At 58.2% G+C, this 15,232-nt stretch carries 16 protein-coding genes and 1 pseudogene; 7 read left to right on the top strand and 10 right to left on the bottom strand.

Features of this window, described 5'->3' with window-relative positions; translation table 11 throughout:
• Window positions 1-75 precede the first annotated feature (75 nt).
• Both phnD and ACFOFO_RS10260 read left to right on the top strand, forming a co-directional pair.
• Window positions 76-1,062: a phosphate/phosphite/phosphonate ABC transporter substrate-binding protein gene (gene phnD, locus ACFOFO_RS10265; protein WP_390331487.1), complete on the top strand. Its 987-nt coding sequence runs from the start codon at window positions 76-78 to the stop codon at window positions 1,060-1,062.
• A 70-nt stretch (window positions 1,063-1,132) separates the two neighbouring features.
• On the top strand, window positions 1,133-1,354 hold the full coding sequence (locus tag ACFOFO_RS10260) for a PLP-dependent transferase (RefSeq protein WP_390321814.1): 222 nt from the start codon (window positions 1,133-1,135) through the stop codon (window positions 1,352-1,354).
• Window positions 1,355-1,590: 236 nt separating this feature from the next.
• On the opposite strand, the gene ACFOFO_RS10255 is transcribed toward ACFOFO_RS10260, so the two are convergent.
• A complete protein-coding gene (locus ACFOFO_RS10255) occupies window positions 1,591-1,965 on the bottom strand; it encodes a TolC family protein (RefSeq protein WP_390331484.1) in 375 nt (124 codons plus the stop codon).
• Window positions 1,966-2,138: 173 nt separating this feature from the next.
• On the opposite strand from ACFOFO_RS10255, the gene ACFOFO_RS10250 reads away from it, so the two are divergent.
• A complete protein-coding gene (locus ACFOFO_RS10250) occupies window positions 2,139-2,801 on the top strand; it encodes a GntR family transcriptional regulator (RefSeq protein WP_390331483.1) in 663 nt (220 codons plus the stop codon).
• A 274-nt stretch (window positions 2,802-3,075) separates the two neighbouring features.
• Here ACFOFO_RS10250 and ACFOFO_RS10245 read toward each other — a convergent pair.
• The 7 genes and pseudogenes from ACFOFO_RS10245 to ACFOFO_RS10215 form a co-directional block, all read right to left on the bottom strand.
• Window positions 3,076-3,207, bottom strand: a pseudogene (locus ACFOFO_RS10245) (S-formylglutathione hydrolase); the annotation flags it as partial.
• A 152-nt stretch (window positions 3,208-3,359) separates the two neighbouring features.
• Window positions 3,360-4,466, bottom strand: a complete 1,107-nt coding sequence (locus ACFOFO_RS10240) for an S-(hydroxymethyl)glutathione dehydrogenase/class III alcohol dehydrogenase (protein WP_390321821.1) — start codon at window positions 4,464-4,466, stop codon at window positions 3,360-3,362.
• A 54-nt stretch (window positions 4,467-4,520) separates the two neighbouring features.
• The gene (locus ACFOFO_RS10235; protein WP_390321823.1) at window positions 4,521-5,150 is read right to left on the bottom strand and encodes a glutathione S-transferase; all 630 of its coding nucleotides are present in this window, start codon (window positions 5,148-5,150) and stop codon (window positions 4,521-4,523) included.
• A 72-nt stretch (window positions 5,151-5,222) separates the two neighbouring features.
• Window positions 5,223-6,197, bottom strand: coding sequence for an aromatic ring-hydroxylating dioxygenase subunit alpha (locus tag ACFOFO_RS10230; protein WP_390321826.1), 975 nt, complete (start codon window positions 6,195-6,197; stop codon window positions 5,223-5,225).
• Window positions 6,127-6,828: a Rieske 2Fe-2S domain-containing protein gene (locus ACFOFO_RS10225; protein ID WP_390321828.1), complete on the bottom strand. Its 702-nt coding sequence runs from the start codon at window positions 6,826-6,828 to the stop codon at window positions 6,127-6,129. Before ACFOFO_RS10225 ends, ACFOFO_RS10230 begins: the two co-directional genes overlap by 71 nt.
• A gap of 65 nt (window positions 6,829-6,893) precedes the next feature.
• Complete coding sequence (locus tag ACFOFO_RS10220; protein WP_390321830.1) at window positions 6,894-7,853, bottom strand: PDR/VanB family oxidoreductase; 960 nt, start codon at window positions 7,851-7,853, stop codon at window positions 6,894-6,896.
• Between the two features lie 77 nt (window positions 7,854-7,930).
• Entirely contained in the window at window positions 7,931-9,031 is a 1,101-nt protein-coding gene (locus ACFOFO_RS10215) for a BMP family ABC transporter substrate-binding protein (protein WP_390321832.1), read from the bottom strand.
• A gap of 421 nt (window positions 9,032-9,452) precedes the next feature.
• On the opposite strand from ACFOFO_RS10215, the gene sigJ reads away from it, so the two are divergent.
• The 4 genes from sigJ (at window position 9,453) to ACFOFO_RS10195 (ending at window position 12,986) form a co-directional block, all read left to right on the top strand.
• Window positions 9,453-10,433, top strand: coding sequence for an RNA polymerase sigma factor SigJ (sigJ, locus tag ACFOFO_RS10210; protein ID WP_390331482.1), 981 nt, complete (start codon window positions 9,453-9,455; stop codon window positions 10,431-10,433).
• Between the two features lie 99 nt (window positions 10,434-10,532).
• Window positions 10,533-11,000 (top strand): carboxymuconolactone decarboxylase family protein, encoded by a 468-nt coding sequence (locus ACFOFO_RS10205; protein ID WP_390321836.1) that lies wholly within the window; start codon window positions 10,533-10,535, stop codon window positions 10,998-11,000.
• A gap of 208 nt (window positions 11,001-11,208) precedes the next feature.
• Window positions 11,209-12,261, top strand: coding sequence for a BMP family ABC transporter substrate-binding protein (locus ACFOFO_RS10200; protein WP_390331481.1), 1,053 nt, complete (start codon window positions 11,209-11,211; stop codon window positions 12,259-12,261).
• Between the two features lie 308 nt (window positions 12,262-12,569).
• Window positions 12,570-12,986, top strand: a complete 417-nt coding sequence (locus ACFOFO_RS10195) for an SRPBCC family protein (protein WP_390321840.1) — start codon at window positions 12,570-12,572, stop codon at window positions 12,984-12,986.
• 134 nt (window positions 12,987-13,120) lie between these two features.
• Here the strand turns inward: ACFOFO_RS10195 and ACFOFO_RS10190 are convergent, their stop codons facing one another.
• Both ACFOFO_RS10190 and ACFOFO_RS10185 read right to left on the bottom strand, forming a co-directional pair.
• Window positions 13,121-14,164, bottom strand: coding sequence for an ornithine cyclodeaminase (locus tag ACFOFO_RS10190; protein ID WP_390321842.1), 1,044 nt, complete (start codon window positions 14,162-14,164; stop codon window positions 13,121-13,123).
• 32 nt (window positions 14,165-14,196) lie between these two features.
• Window positions 14,197-15,117, bottom strand: coding sequence for a dimethylarginine dimethylaminohydrolase family protein (locus tag ACFOFO_RS10185; RefSeq protein WP_390321844.1), 921 nt, complete (start codon window positions 15,115-15,117; stop codon window positions 14,197-14,199).
• Window positions 15,118-15,232: the final 115 nt, after the last annotated feature.

The raw sequence follows: 15,232 nt of genomic DNA, 5'->3' as shown, positions 1-15,232 counted from the left end.
CCAGGTTGGCGCAGATGCTCAATATACTACCGGTAGTGGGTTTGGGAGACAACCGGATAAGCACGGAAAAAACTACTGCAAGTCATTTGTATATTGTGCACGCTAGTCGCCCCGTTTGCCTCCGCCAAAGACAACGACAGCCCCCAGAAAATCACCGTCGGACTGATTGCCACCACCACCGCCGAGGACACCAAACAGCGCTGGCAGCCGCTGCTCGATGATTTGGCGAAGTACACCAAGATGGAGGTGCGCGCCGTAGTTTCAACCAGCTACAACGATATTTTGGCGGGACTGAAAAACAACAGCATCCAGGTCGCCTGGTTGAGCAGCAAGATCGCGCTGGATGCAGTGGAAGACACGCAATCGACGATTTTCGCCCAAATGGTGAAAAAAGACGGATCGCGCGGTTACAACTCGGTGCTGATCACCCAGCAACACAGTCCGATCAAATCGTTCGACGACATCCTGGCAAACAAGGGCGCGTACAGCTTCGCCGATGGCGATAAAAAGTCGACCTCCGGCTACCTGGTGCCGGCCTATTACGTGTTCGCCAAAAACAAGGTCGAACCGGAAAAGCTGTTCAAGAAAATCACCATTGGCAATCACCAAAAGAACTTTCAGGCCGTGGTCAACGGCGCAGTCGATGTGGCGACCAACAATACCGAAGAGCTGGATCGCCTGAAAAAAGAACTGCCGGAGCAGTTCGGCAAGGTGCGCGTGATCTGGTCGTCCCCTCTGATCCCGAACGACCCTTTGCTGTATCGCAAGGATTTGCCGGCTGGCGTCAAAGCCAGAATCGAGGAATTTTTCTTCACCTACGGCAAGCAAAAAAATGCCGGCAACCAGGCTGAAGTATTGCAGCAAATCCTGAATCTGTCAGGCTTTCAGCGCTCTACCGACGCCCAGTTGAAACCGATTGCCGACCTCGCGCTGTTCAGCCTGCTGCGCAACAATATGTATGACAACACCTTGAGCAGCGCGCAAAAACAAAAGGCGTTCGAAGACATCAGCGCCCGCTTCGGCAAGCTCAGCGCGACACTGGAAATGGCGCGTTTGCGCTAAGCGCTGCACGGCTGGTCGCTGCTTGTTAAGGTGGCCGGCATCCACGGATATGGATAACGGATAACGGATCATGGCGCGAGCAGCTCGCGCCTTCCTGCAAAATTCCGTGGGTGCGATCGCGGGGCCGTTCGACAGTTTTCTGGCATTGCGCGGAATAAAAACGCTTGCGCTGCGGGTCGAGCGTCATTGCACCAGCGCATTGGATCTGGCGCGCTGGCTGGAGGCGCAACCGAAAGTCGCACGGGTCTTTTCCGGGCTTGGGGTCGCATCCGCAGCACACGCTGGCGCGTAGACAAATGGATGATTTCGGCGGGATTATTTCGGTTGAATTGAAAGCCGACCTGCGGAAAGCCTGGGCGGTGTCGAAAGAGGCATAGAAGACGTCGAAGACTTGAGAGCCGATTTACGTAACGCACAGGATGCGATATGAGGCGAAATCAGGGAATCATGCCACAGCGATAGATTTATCCATCGCCGTCCATGCGAGGCCGGAAGCTGCGCCTTGCAGCTTCCGCCGCAGCTCCCTAGCTACTGGCTCTGCCAACCACCTCCAAGCGATCGAATCAACGCAATCGTAGTGGTGGCGCGATTGCCGCGCAACTGTACCGCGGTGCGTTCAATCGCCATCAGGTCGCGTTGCGCATCGAGCAGTTCGAGATAACCCGCCGAACCAGCCTGATAGACCTTGTTCGCCAATTCGGCGGCGCGCCGCGCGGAGGTCAGCGCTTCCTCGTTTGCCTGGGCCTGAGCGCCGAGAATACGCAATCCGGCCAGGTTGTCTTCGACCTCGGCAAAGGCAGTCAACACGCTGTGCCGGTAGTTGGCGACCGACTCTTCCAGCAGCGCTTCGCTGCGCGCGATGTTGGCGCGGTTGCGGCCGCCGTCGATGATCGGCATCGACAACAAGGCGCCAATGAAATTAGCGCCAAGGCACTATCGAATACCTGAAACGTTTGGACGAGACCTGTTTGACGGTTGTGCACCGTTATCGCCCTGCGCGGAATTGAAGCTTATTGTGAGATACTCTTGTTGCCAATCTTGTAGCATCGAACAGCAAGCCAAAATCCATAGCCCATATGCACACCGAGGCAATCGTCAACCGCATCACCAACGCAATATTCCAACACCGGCTGCTGCCCGGAGCAAAGCTCAACGAGCGCGACCTGGCAGCCATTTTCGGTGTCAGCCGCACCCTGATCCGTCAGGCCCTGATCCGGCTCGCGAAGGATAAGCTCGTCACCATCGAACCCAACCGTGGTGCCTTTGTGGCGCGGCCGACTCTCGAGGAGGCGCACCACCTGTTTGACGCGCTGATTGTGCTGGAAAAAGGTTTGATCGAGATGATTGGCCAGACCATCACCACCAAAGATATCGCCGCGTTGCGCGCCCATGTCGCACTGCAGCAGCAGGCCCAGTCAAGTGGCGACCTGCACCTGGCAGACGAATTGGGAATACAGTTTCACCTGTTGCTTGCCAAGCTGATCCGCAATCCGGTGCTTGAAGAAATACACCGGGAATTGATGTCACGCGAACGGGTCATTACCGCGCTCTACAAGGCAGACTTCGATTACCCCTGCTTGCTCAATGAGCATCATGCGATCATCAATCACCTGGAAAAAGGATCGATTAAACGAGCGCAAAAAGTGCTGGAATCTCACTACCGCGTCGTGATCAAAGGCTATCTGTTGCACCATGTGGCTAACGGTGAGATTGATCTCGCTGAAGCGCTGGCGGAATAGCCCCTGCTGTGCCGATGGCCGCCCTGTCACAAAGAACCACCCTCACTTTTGCCGCGCTTACACTTCCGCGCTGAATCGAAGGCCAAGGTTGACCGCCCTTTCAGGCATGTTGTTCAGAAGTGTTTCCATATAATTATGCGGACGGTCCGGCCCCAGGTACTGGGCTGAACGCGCTCTGCCGCCAATGCATCGGCGCGGCAATCGGCGCGAAAGCCGATACCGATTGATACAGTGCAGGATGACGCAGCGCCGAGAGCAGTGCGCCATGCACCGGCCCCGCCTTGGCTTGCGGCAGCGGGTAGACCGAGAAGCGCATCGGCAACCCGATTTCGGCCGAGGTGTGTTGATAGAAGCCCTGTACGCCGCCGAAGCATGCCTGTTCGCTGAGTCGTTCTGGCAGGTTCATCCATTCGTCCGACCTACTCGATCAGCCTCTTCTTGATTGGGACTTTCGCAAAATGCGTAATTTCGTAGGATGGGTGCAACCCATCATTGAGCGCGAAGAGAAAAAGATGGGTTGCACCCAACCTGCGGACTCTCTCGTTTGCGTAAGTCCCGTTAGTAAATCACCACCGAGCGAATCGATTCGCCGCTCTTCATCAGATCGAAGCCTTCGTTGATCCGCTCCAGCGGCAAACGGTGGGTAATCAGGTCGTCGATGTTGAGCTTGCCATCCATGTACCAGTCGACGATTTTCGGCACATCGGTGCGCCCGCGCGCGCCGCCGAAGGCGGAGCCTTTCCAGACCCGGCCAGTCACCAGCTGGAACGGGCGGGTGCTGATTTCTGCGCCGCCTGCAGCGACGCCGATCACGATCGACTGGCCCCAGCCCTTGTGGCAACATTCCAGCGCCTGGCGCATGGTGTTGACGTTGCCGATGCATTCGAAGCTGTAATCGGCGCCGCCGTCGGTCAGCTGGACGATGGCGTCGACCACGTTCTCGACTTGCTTGGCATTGATGAAGTGCGTCATGCCGAATTTGCGCGCCATCGCTTCCCGCGCCGGATTGATGTCGACGCCGATGATCTTGTTGGCACCGACCATGCGGGCGGCCTGGATCACGTTCAGCCCGATGCCGCCGAGTCCGAACACGACGACGTTGGCACCCGCTTCGACCTTGGCAGTAAACAGCACCGCGCCGACGCCGGTGGTGACGCCGCAACCGATGTAGCACACCTTGTCGAACGGCGCATCTTCGCGGATCTTGGCCAGCGCGATTTCAGGCACCACGATGTAATTGGAGAAGGTGGAGGTGCCCATGTAGTGATAGATCGGCTTGCCATCGATCGAAAAGCGGCTGGTCGCATCCGGCATCAGGCCGCGGCCCTGGGTCGCGCGTATCGATTGGCACAGATTGGTTTTTTGCGACAGGCAGAACTTGCATTCGCGGCATTCCGGCGTATACAGCGGAATGACGTGATCGTCCTTCTTCAGGCTTTTGACGCCGGGGCCGACATCGACCACGATGCCGGCACCTTCATGGCCGAGAATCGCCGGAAAGATGCCTTCCGGATCGGCGCCGGACAGGGTGTAGTAGTCAGTGTGGCAGATCCCGGTGGCCTTGATTTCGACCAGCACTTCGCCCGCCCTCGGCCCGCCCAGTTCGACTTCTTCGATCGTCAGCGGTTGGCCCGCTTTCCATGCGATGGCTGCTTTGGTTTTCATGTCAATCCTTACTCAGTGTCCGTGATGCCACGTTCGAATTATGCGGATACGCTGTTAAAGCGTGGGCTCAAAAATACCCGACATGCCGATGAATCCCGGCAAGCGTCTGACCCGCTCGATCCAGCGGCGAATCGCCGGATAATCATCGCGCATGACATCGCCTTCGTGCGACATCGCGATGTACGGAAAACAGGCAATGTCGGCGATGGTAGGCTGATTGATCGCCAGCCACTGCTGCCCGATCATTTCCATGTCGGCGAGATGCTCGTCAATGATTCTGAATAAGGCATGCGCACCGGCCCGTGCCTGTTCGATATCCAGCTCGTAACCGAGGGCGTCGTGCAGTCGTGCAGCGGAAGCGGTACGGGTAATGTCATCGGCCACGGAAAGCCACATGGCGATCTTGCCCATCGTGACCGGATCATTCGGATACCATCTGCGTTCGGTATCGTATTGCGCAGCGAGATATATCAAGATCGCCTGCGCGTCACGCAAGCGAAGACTGCCATCCTCCAGCACCGGCAGTTGACCGAAGGGGTTGATCTCCAGGAACTGCTCGGACTTGTGCTCCCTGCCGGGATAAAAATCCACCGCGACACTCTCATAGGGCACATTGAGTAGTTTCAGCAACAATCGCAGCTTGTAGCAATTGCCGGATAATTCGTAATTGTAGAGTTTGATCATGCAAATTCCTTCCATCGGTCCTATTGAGCACCACGCATTTGAAAATCCATATCGAGCACGATGTGCCATCCCTCAGACTGCCTGTTGGACGCCATATTGCAATCCGATCTGGCGCAGCCAGCGGCGGTAAGCGATGGATGACGCATCCGCGCGCGTCGGTATTTCAGACCGAGGATCGAGCGGCATCCGCTTCGGCAGCTGGCTTTCCAGAATCGGCCGGTCCTGGCCGAAGATGGTTTGCTGAAATCCGATCACCTCACTGTCGGTATGCTCATCGTCAAAAATGAGCAACCACAGTGTGGCCCTGCATTCATCCTCTTTGACCGGCTGCACATAGACGCCGATCACATCCCGCTCGCCCGGCCGCGAAGGACAGGTCTTGTAGAGCGCGGCCGAAAAGGGTTGCATCACGCGATACGTGTAGTCGACGTGGAGCCCGTCCGTGGCCGAAGCCGCCGCCTTGGGTTGCCAAAAGCTGCACTCTTTGGCCCAGATTTCTCCGGTATCGGGATCCGTTTCGACCTTGTATTCCCTGACCTCGGTATGCGGCTCCTGGCCCAGGATATCGGTGTGGACGAATGGAAAATGCCCCATATCCAGGAAATTCTCAATGATTCTCAAGCCCGAGGTCTTTACCCCAAAGGTTCCGCAGTCGATGAAGCGACGGCCCGACTGGGTGAATTCAGGCAATGCGTACAGATCTTTTTGCGGGTTGCCGAGCGATACCCATACGAAGCCATAACGCTCTACTATTTTGTACTCGTGGCCATCTTGCTGGCAGGCTGCTTTGTCGGAAGCATGCAGGCTGCCATCGGCATCCCGCCAAAACGCGATGTCCACCCCCAGCAATTGGGTGAACCGGCGCTCGCCCGGCTTTACTTTGCTGACGGCAGACACCACAAACCAGTCATTCAATACGATAGGGTCCAATAAGGTGGACATGGGGATCTCCGATGTGGTCGAAATGGGTGGCGAACTAGGCGTGTGCTTCCAGCTGCCGCCTTTGCCGTTTGAACAACGCGCTGTGATGTGCGCGTATCCCGACATCGTCGCCGGCCGCGTTTTCACAACTGACCCATAGATGCAAGATGGACTTGTTGTCCGCCATAGGCTGGACCAGCAATATCGGCATGGCCTTGCCATCATCCGCACCGATCAACGCATTCGGGCCGATCACCTGGTAGCGATGCTCCGATGCGTGCTGCAGTTGTGCCACCACTGTGTCGGCAGATTGCTGGGTGACAAAGCTGCGGCAAAACAACGCGTGACGTGCGCTATTGGCCAATGCCGGCACGGTCGGCACTTCCGTCTCAGGTAGCCCCAGGCAAGCCCAGACCATCCCGTAACATTCAACCGTCCGGTAAGTCTTGGCACACACTGTTTTGGGTGGTGCCAGTTTGGGATGCGCAGGGATGTAAGTGCATTGACCGCCTGCGGCAAAGCGCCAACCATGGTAGCCGCAGGCCAACTGATCATCGACGATCCGCCCCATCGTGAAACGGGTGCCGCGATGCGGGCAACGATTGGCCCAGGCCTGGATCATTCCTTCCGAATTACGCCATAACGCTAATTCTTGCCCGTGCAGAAATGCTTGAATGATTTGTCCCGGTGGCACCTCGTCAGAAACGGCCACCACCGACCAATTATTGGATAAATTTACATCAAGTGTCGTGCTCACAATACAGCCTCCTTCTATCTTGTTTTTTGAGCGCAGATTCATTTCTCGACGCGCTGCCCGCAGCGCTACAAATCGAGTACCAGCAGCGGACTTTTCGCGCGTGAAACACAGGGCATCATCTTGTCGCAAGATTTTTTCTCCGCGTCCGTCAGGAACACATCCCGATGATCGGGGATTCCATCCAGCACACCCGTCAGGCAAGTGCCACACACCCCCTGCTCGCACGAGGTCTCGATGTGAACGCCATGCTCGGCCAACACCTCGATGATGGGCGTTCCGGCCGGGATCGAATACGTGCCGCCAGAACGTGCCAGCTTGACCTGAAAGGATTCTTGCGGTCCAGCTAATGACAATGGGTCGGCGGCGAAGTATTCGAGATGCACTGCCTCCGGCGGCCAAGTAGCTGCCGCAGTCGATTCCACCAGATCCATGAATGGACGCGGTCCGCACAGATAGAGATCGGCCCCCTCTGGCCTATGCCACAGCAGCTTGCGCAAGTAGGCGCGCAGCCCCTCTGGCTCCAGCGCATAGTGGAATTTCACCCGCCCGTTGAATTCCGGGCCAGACAAAAGTTCGTGAAACGCCGTGTGCTGAATCGAGCGCGTAAAGTATTGCAGCTCGAACGAGGCGCCAGCCGCGAGCAGATGGCGCGCCATCGAAATGACGGGTGTCACACCGATACCACCTGCCAGCAATAAATAATGTTTAGCGGATGGTTCAAGGAGAAAATTGTTGCGCGGTGTGCCGATGGTGATGACGCTACCTTCCTTGATCCGCTCATGCATGGCCTGCGAACCCCCACGGGAAGCCGCCTCTTTTTTCACTGCGATCAGATAGCGATCCGTGTCATCCGGTCCGTTGCACAACGAGTACTGACGGATCAGCCCGGAACCGAGATGCACGTCGATGTGAGAACCAGGTGTAAAGGACGGCAACGGTGCGCCTGTCGTACTCACCAACTCGAAGGACTTGATATCGCAAGCCTCCTGCGAGATCCGCTTCACTCTGACAGATACGGTAGTCATATGCTGCTTTCTGCGTTGCCCGCCGCCGAAGCCTGCGGCGGCGGTTGATTAGACCATTGGTTACAAATGAAACCGCGCTAGCCTTTCGGCAGATTGCCTTGCATGCCTTCGACGAACCAGTTGATGCCCTTGATTTGGTCGTCAGGCAATACTGCCCCGCTCGCAACCCGCTGTTTGCCGTCCTGATCCCTGATCGGCCCGGCAAATGGATGCAGTTGGCCGGCAATGATTGCCCGCTCCTGCGCCGCCACATAACTCAGGGCATCTTTCGGAATCGCCGAGTTATATGGACTCATCTTCACCACACCCGCTTTCAGCCCGTCCCAACGATGGTTCGCCACCCAAGTACCCGCCATCACCTCGCTCGCCGCGCTGATATAGTCGCTGCTCCAGTCCAGCACGAACGAGGTCAGGTGTTTCTTCGGGCCATACTTCGACATATCGCTCGCGTAGCCGATCGTCCACACACCCTTTTCTTCGCCGACTTGCACCGTGGTCGGCGTATCGGTCATCGACATCACCACGTCCGCCCCCTGTGAAATCAAGGCGTTGGCCGCATCCCTCTCCTTGCCGGGGTCGTACCAGGAATCGAGCCAGATGGTTTTGCAGATTATTTTGGGATTGACGCTGCGTGCGCCCAGCAGGAAGGCATTGGCGGGCCCCACCACGTCCGGAACCGGGAACCCGCCTACAAAGCCCAGAACGTTGCTTTTACTCATCTTTCCCGCAACAATGCCGGCCAAATAGGTGCCCTCGTAATAGCGCGCCTCGAAAGCACCCAGGTTTTTCAGCGTCTTGATGCCGGAACAGAGCTCAAATTTGGTTTGAGGCATCGTCTGGGCGACTTTGAGCATCGGGTTCATATGCGAGAAACTGGTGCCGATGATCAGCTTATTACCTTGCGTCGCCAGATCGCGAAATACGCGCTCGGCGTCTTGTGCCTGTGCGACACCCTCGATCGTCGTGGTCTTGATCTTGCCGGGGAAGGCGGCTTCCATGGCTCTGCGCGCCAGGTCGTGCTGCTTGGTCCAACCAACATCTCCAATCGGCGAGACATAAGCGACTGCAACCTTCAGCACATCATCAGCAAACGCATCGAGCGCCCGCCCGCCAGTGGCCACCGTGATACCTACTGCGGAAACCTGCTTGAGAAAATCACGTCTATTCAGTATCAACATAAAAATTTCCCTATCATAAATTTATGGGCGATCTCAACTTTCTGAACCTGGCGCATCCTTGATCAATGGTTATACTCCGGTTAAACCACGAGAATCAATATAAATGGTATTCCAAATTAATACAATGGTATACCAAACAATTTTATTGGAAATATTCAATACGCCAGAATCCGGGTTCAAAAATCGCGCGATCCAGCTCCGCCACGACCGAACCAGCCCAGACGAAACGCGTTAAATGCCGGCGGACGACTTGCCGACGGTAGCGGCAATGGCGGATCGCCTGCAGAGGGAATACCAGGCTGCGCACCGACGATTGGCGCCTGAATAACTCGCCTGAAATTTGGACGGCGGCACTTTTTGTGATGCCGCCGTCACACTATGTGCGCTGATCCGTCTTATGATTATTCTGGAGGAATAATCAATGGATCAGCGCAACAACCAGCACGGCACTCAACACGGCACTCACCACACCGATCACTTCAATCAACATCGCACGCGGCTGCTCGGCATCGCTTACCGCATGCTGGGGACGCGCGCTGATGCCGAGGATGTATTGCAGGATGCGTATCTGCGCTGGCATGAGGCAGCGCCGCCAGACAATCTTGAAGCGTGGCTGGTGACCGTGGTGACACGGCTCTGCATCGACCGCTTGCGCAAGGCCAAAGTCGAGCGCGCAGCGTATGTAGGACCATGGTTGCCGGAGCCGCTGATCGCGACTGCGGCCGACACCCGGTCGCCGGAATGGCTGCTTGAATTTGCCAGCGATGTTTCGACGGCTTTCCTGCTGGTGCTGGAACGGCTCGGTGCCGAAGAACGGGCAGCGTTTTTGTTACATGACGTGTTTGATGTTGACTATGCCGAGCTTGCACGCATGTTGGGCAAGTCCGCGGCTAGCTGCCGGCAATTGGTGCATCGGGCCCGGGGCCGGGTGCGGCAACCGGCGTCGGCGCCGGCGCTGCCGCCAAAGTTTACGGTCAGCCCCGAGATGCACATGCAACTACTGCAGAAATTCATGGCCGCCAGCAAAACCGGTGATCGTGGCCAGCTGGCCGCCTTATTTAGCGCCGATGCGACGTTTACGGGTGATGGCGGCGGCAAGGTAGCGTCGGTATTGAACGTATTGCATGGCGCTGATCGGATTGCCCGTCTGCTGCATGTGATTGCGCGTAATTTTGGCCCGCGCCTGACATTTCAGGTCGTCGACATCAATGGCCAGCCGGGGGTATTACGGTATCTGGATGGCCAGCTGGATTCGGTATCTTCGTTCGTGCTGGAAGCCGATGATGTAGTTGAAAACGACGCTGGCGACGCAGTTATCAAGGCCCGCATCAAGGCGCTGTACACGGTGCGCAACCCGGACAAATTGCAGGGTGTCGACAGTTATTTTTCATTCATGTCCTGATTTTTTCAAAAACGCTGTCACAAACTTCTTCCTAGTCTCGTCTTGTCAGGTATGAGAAGCCTCTCATGACCATTACGCAAGATTACTCAAGGAGATTTCATGTCCAGCTCACGACTTTCATACAGCACCCTGATGCCAAAGGGCTATCAAGCCATGCTCGCGCTGAGCGCCATCGTTGACGCTTCCAGCATCGGCAAGAAACTGGTTGATCTGGTGTTTTTACGCGTGTCCCAAGTCAATGGCTGTGCCTATTGCATCGATTTGCACGCACGCGATCTGCTGGCGAACGGTGAAGACTGGCAGCGCGTCAACAGTCTGGTCGGCTGGCGTGAAACGAGCTTTTACAGTGCGCGGGAAAGAGCCGCACTGGCATGGGCGGAGGCGGTGACGGCGATTGCCGACACGCATGCACCGGATGCATTGTTCGAGGCACTGAAAGAGCATTTTGCCGATGTCGAAATTACCGAACTGACCTATGCCATCACGTTGATGAATGCCTGGAATCGACTCGGGATCAGCTTTCAGCTGCCGGTAAAGAGGGCGGCGTCGGCAGGTGTCGCGCTATAACCTGAGCTGGCGGTCCAGCCGGTGATCTTATTGCCTCGGGCTATAACATTTCCGATATAAACCTATACGAATTGCAGAACAACTTCGGCCCCACTATCTTGCATCATGCCGGGGGGATCTGACACGCTCGGTTTTGCGCATGAAGATCACCACCAATCACACAAGATTACTGGCCATGTATGTCAGTGACACCCGGGGAGACCAAACGATGTTGCTTTCTGCTCTACGTTTTAACAATATATCCAAACCTATCACCGAATCGGATAGCGCTCGGCCCGACCGCTGGCTGCGCAGCCTGCATCTGGCGTTCTTGCTACTGTGCGTGCTGCTGGTAGCCGAGTCGCACGCGGCTGACAAAATCATTTACATCCGGCCGGTGCCGATGAACGAGGATCCCTTGCTGAGGCTGGGAACCACCGGCGTCAACCAGGCCGCGCTGATGTATGGGATGGAGGCCAGCACGCTGGCCAGCCAGCCGACCCGCGAAGGCCGCCAACAGCAGCTCGATGCGGCGCTCAAACAAAACCCGAAAGTCGTGGTGTTGCTCGGCTTCGAATTCAAGGAACTGGTCGCCAATGTCGCCCGGCAGGCACCGAATACGCGCTTTTTCCTGCTCGAACATTGCGTCGATAATGCGCCGCCCAACCTGACCTGCATCCAGTTCCGCGAAACCGAAGCCAGCTATCTGGCCGGTATTGCGGCCGGGCTGACATCACACAACGGCAAGGTCGGGATGATCGCGGCCTTTGATACCCCGGTGCGGCGCCAGAATGCAGAAGCCTTTGCAGCCGGCGCGATAGCGGCCAAACCTACGATTTCAGTCTACGATCCGCAGTGGATCGGCGGTGAGCAGCCATTCAACGACCCGGCACGCGGCGAGCAAGTGGCCAAGGCGATGCTGGCCGCAGGCGTGGACACGATTTTCAGCACCGCTGCCGTCAGCAATCAGGGCGTGTTCCGTGCGGTGGCAGCCCAGCCGAAAGCACGCGTGATCGGCCACCCGGTGAATCAGTGCCGCGTGCTGCCAGGCAAGGTGCTCGACAATGTGGAAGTCCACCTCGACATCGCGATCCTGCTCGCAGTCGGGGAAGCGCTGCGGGGCACAGTGCGCGAGCGCATGGATTTCGGCTTGAGGGAAGGCGCGCTGTCGATGACCAGCTTGAGTCCCGATGCGGCACTGTCGGAATGCGAAATCACCAAGGAACGCGCGCTGTTGCTGAAGCTGCGCGAGGCCAAAAAGATCATCATCAGCCGCAAATAAGGTGGCGGGTGGCGCCAGTACGACCGCCACCCATCGCAGCAGACTGCACCAGCGGCCAGCATCCGCTGTGGACCTCCGCCATAGCCGCATGCGATGCCGCCGCGGCCATGCTTGGCGCCAATGGGGGGAGTATCTGCGAAAAACGACCTGTTCCCCAATGATCTTGAGCGGATCCAAAAAATACTGCAGCCAGTATTTCATTGCCGACAGCTGCGCGCCGCGCCGCGGTCGCATCCTGCCGATTCCGCGTTATGATCCAACCTGCCAATGAATGGCGTTTCCATCCTGGTCCGGCGCCCGCACATCCCATGTCTGCCACCTTCGAATCGTCCACCCTCAGCGTCCGCATTGAGCGCGACTGGCACGAGGTCTTTGATTTCGTTTCCGTGCCGGAAAATTTCCCGAAATGGGCCAGCGGCCTGGGCGCTGCGATCCGACGCTCCGGCGATGCCTGGATTGCCGCGACCGAGCATGGACCGGTGCGGGTGCGGTTCAGCGCACGGAATGATTTTGGCGTGCTCGATCATTATGTGCTGCCTGACAACGGCGACGAGATCTACATCCCGATGCGGGTGATCGCCAACGGCGCCGGCAGCGAGATCGTGTTCACGCTGTTCCGCTTGCCCGGCGTGTCGGACCGCCAGTTCGCCGAGGATCGCGCCTGGGTGCAGCGTGATTTGGCTGCGCTGAAGCAATTGCTGGAAGCGCGCGCAACTCCCCGCTGATAGCTTTACTGGGAGTATCGGTAAAAATCGGCTATACCCGCAGGTATTCAGAGCGCGTTAAAATATACTGGCCAGTGTATCGTAGGCGGGCCGATGCATTTGGCCCGCCGCACCCCAGCCTCGCGCTGCCCTTATTAGCCATTCACCGCCAGTTTCAGCGCCGGTGGCGCGATGAATTGATACAGGTCTTTCGGGTCGTTGGGCGCCGGGATCAGCGCGATCTGGCTGCCGATGCCGCGCAGTTCCGCCTGGTCGCGCACGAAGCGCAGTGCCGAGAAATCTTCCATTGCGAATCCGACTGAATCGAATACCGTGACCTGCGCCGCGCTGTCGCGGCCGCTGGCGATGCCGGCCAGCACGCGCCACATTTCGGTGACCGGGAAGTCAAACGGCAACTGCTGGATATCGCCTTCGATCCGGGTTTGCGGCTCGTATTCGACGAACACGCGGCCGTTTTTAAGGATGTCGGCGTGCAATTCGGTCTTGCCCGGACAATCGCCGCCGACCGCGTTGATATGCATGCCGGGCTCGATCATGTCGGGGCTCAGGATCGTCGCATAGTTCTTGTCGGCGGTCACCGTGGTGACGATATCGGCGCCGCGCACCGCCTCTGCCGCGGAGCCGGCCGCGCTGATGCTCAGGCCGGGGATGCCGGCCAGATTGCGCTGCAGCTTGGCGGTGGCGGCCGGGTCGATGTCGTAGGCGCGGATTTCGCGGATGCCGAGCAGCGCCTTGAACGCCAGCGCCTGGAATTCGCTCTGGGCGCCGTTGCCGATCAGCGCCATCGATTTGACGTCTGGCCGCGCCAGCGCCTGGGCCATCAGCGCCGAGGTGGCGGCGGTGCGCAGCGCGGTGGTGATTGTCAGTTCGGACAGCAGCAAGGGATAGCCGGTGGCAACTTCCGCCAGCACCCCGAACGCCATCACGGTGAGCAGGCCGTCGGCGGTGTTTTTCGGATGGCCGTTGACGTATTTGAAGCCGTACAGCGCCTGGTCCGAGGTCGGCATCAATTCGATCACGCCGCCTTCGGAGTGATTGGCGGTGCGGGCCGATTTCTCGAATTCGTTCCAGCGCAGATAATCGGCGCGGATGTACTCGGCCAGCTGGGTGATGAAAGTCTCTGCGCCGACGCTGGTCAGCAATTGCCGGATGTCGTTGACATCGATATAGCGAGTCATGGTGTGCTCCTTGAAGTTTTTCTTGAATGGGTTCAGGCCGCCAGCCGGGCCGGCGTCGCGGTCGGTGTCGCTGTCGCTGCGTGTTCGGCGCTGCTACTTCTACTGCTGCTGCGGTCCAGCCGCAGCGTCATGCAGTACGCGCCGCCGCCGGACAGCATGAACGGCGACAGATCGACTTCGATCAGCGTGTAGCCGCGCTGCTCCAGCACGGCACGCAAGCGCTGCGACGAATTGCTGAGCACGATGTGGCGCCCGACATTGACCGCGTTGATGCTGAAGTTGCGCAAGTCGTCCTCGGTCGCCTCGATCAGCTGGTCGGCCGGTACCCGCGACCGCAGCGTCTGCAGCGCGGCCTCGGTCAGGGCGGGCGGGAAGTACAGGATTTCGCCGCCGCTCAGCGGCACGAAGCAGACATCGAGGTGGTAGCAACGCTCGGACACGAGTTCTAGCGGCACGATCTCACGCCCGAAAAATTCCGCCATCAGCGCGATCGCGGCGTGGCTGGAACGCGGACCAAAGCCGGCCCAGAAATGGCCGCGCGCCTCGTCCCACATGCAGTCGCCGGCCCCTTCCTGAAACACGCCGGGCGGCAATTGCCGCACTTCGCGCAACAGGCCGCGCTCGCGCAGACCATCAAACATGCGCAGGAAGGCGTCTTCCTCTCCGCGCCGCTGCGGATGGCGAAAACGCGACGTGATCGCGCGCCCGTCCAGCACTACCGCCGAGTTGGCCGGAAATACCATGTCCGGCAAGCCGGCGGTGCCCGGCGCGACTTCGACCACGCAGCCGGCCTGTTGCAGCGCTTGCTGCAGCGCGGCGCTGGCCGCCATGGCCGAGCGGTGGGCGGCTACCGGGTCGGCAGCCCAGGACTCCGGCTTCATCCACGGGTTGATGGCATAGCTGACATTGAAGTGGCTCGGCTCGGTGATGAGTATGGTGGCTTGGCGTTGCATGTAGTCCTCTGTCCTTGGTTGATGGGAATGGTCAGCGAGTGGCGATGAAAGCCATTGTCGATTGTTTTCATGCCAACAAAAAGCCACAAAAATACCTAGTTTTGTCGAAAAATAT

Source organism: Pseudundibacterium arcticum, assembly GCF_042646465.1.
Classification (GTDB): Bacteria; Pseudomonadota; Gammaproteobacteria; order Burkholderiales; family Burkholderiaceae_D; genus Undibacterium_A; species Undibacterium_A arcticum.
Note: the sequence above shows the minus strand (reverse complement) of the source record. Positions and strands in the feature narration are given on the sequence as shown.

Excerpts from the sequence above, each read along its gene's own strand:
- ACFOFO_RS10195 (WP_390321840.1), top strand. The coding sequence starts at position 12,570 with ATGTCTGCCACCTTCGAATCGTCCACCCTCAGCGTCCGCATTGAGCGC.
- ACFOFO_RS10205 (WP_390321836.1), top strand. The coding sequence starts at position 10,533 with ATGTCCAGCTCACGACTTTCATACAGCACCCTGATGCCAAAGGGCTAT.
- ACFOFO_RS10215 (WP_390321832.1), bottom strand. The coding sequence starts at position 9,031 with ATGTTGATACTGAATAGACGTGATTTTCTCAAGCAGGTTTCCGCAGTA.
- ACFOFO_RS10250 (WP_390331483.1), top strand. The coding sequence starts at position 2,139 with ATGCACACCGAGGCAATCGTCAACCGCATCACCAACGCAATATTCCAA.
- sigJ (WP_390331482.1), top strand. The coding sequence starts at position 9,453 with ATGGATCAGCGCAACAACCAGCACGGCACTCAACACGGCACTCACCAC.
- ACFOFO_RS10235 (WP_390321823.1), bottom strand. The coding sequence starts at position 5,150 with ATGATCAAACTCTACAATTACGAATTATCCGGCAATTGCTACAAGCTG.
- ACFOFO_RS10190 (WP_390321842.1), bottom strand. The coding sequence starts at position 14,164 with ATGACTCGCTATATCGATGTCAACGACATCCGGCAATTGCTGACCAGC.
- ACFOFO_RS10185 (WP_390321844.1), bottom strand. The coding sequence starts at position 15,117 with ATGCAACGCCAAGCCACCATACTCATCACCGAGCCGAGCCACTTCAAT.
- ACFOFO_RS10200 (WP_390331481.1), top strand. The coding sequence starts at position 11,209 with ATGTTGCTTTCTGCTCTACGTTTTAACAATATATCCAAACCTATCACC.
- ACFOFO_RS10240 (WP_390321821.1), bottom strand. The coding sequence starts at position 4,466 with ATGAAAACCAAAGCAGCCATCGCATGGAAAGCGGGCCAACCGCTGACG.
- ACFOFO_RS10230 (WP_390321826.1), bottom strand. The coding sequence starts at position 6,197 with ATGTCGGGATACGCGCACATCACAGCGCGTTGTTCAAACGGCAAAGGC.
- ACFOFO_RS10260 (WP_390321814.1), top strand. The coding sequence starts at position 1,133 with ATGGCGCGAGCAGCTCGCGCCTTCCTGCAAAATTCCGTGGGTGCGATC.
- ACFOFO_RS10220 (WP_390321830.1), bottom strand. The coding sequence starts at position 7,853 with ATGACTACCGTATCTGTCAGAGTGAAGCGGATCTCGCAGGAGGCTTGC.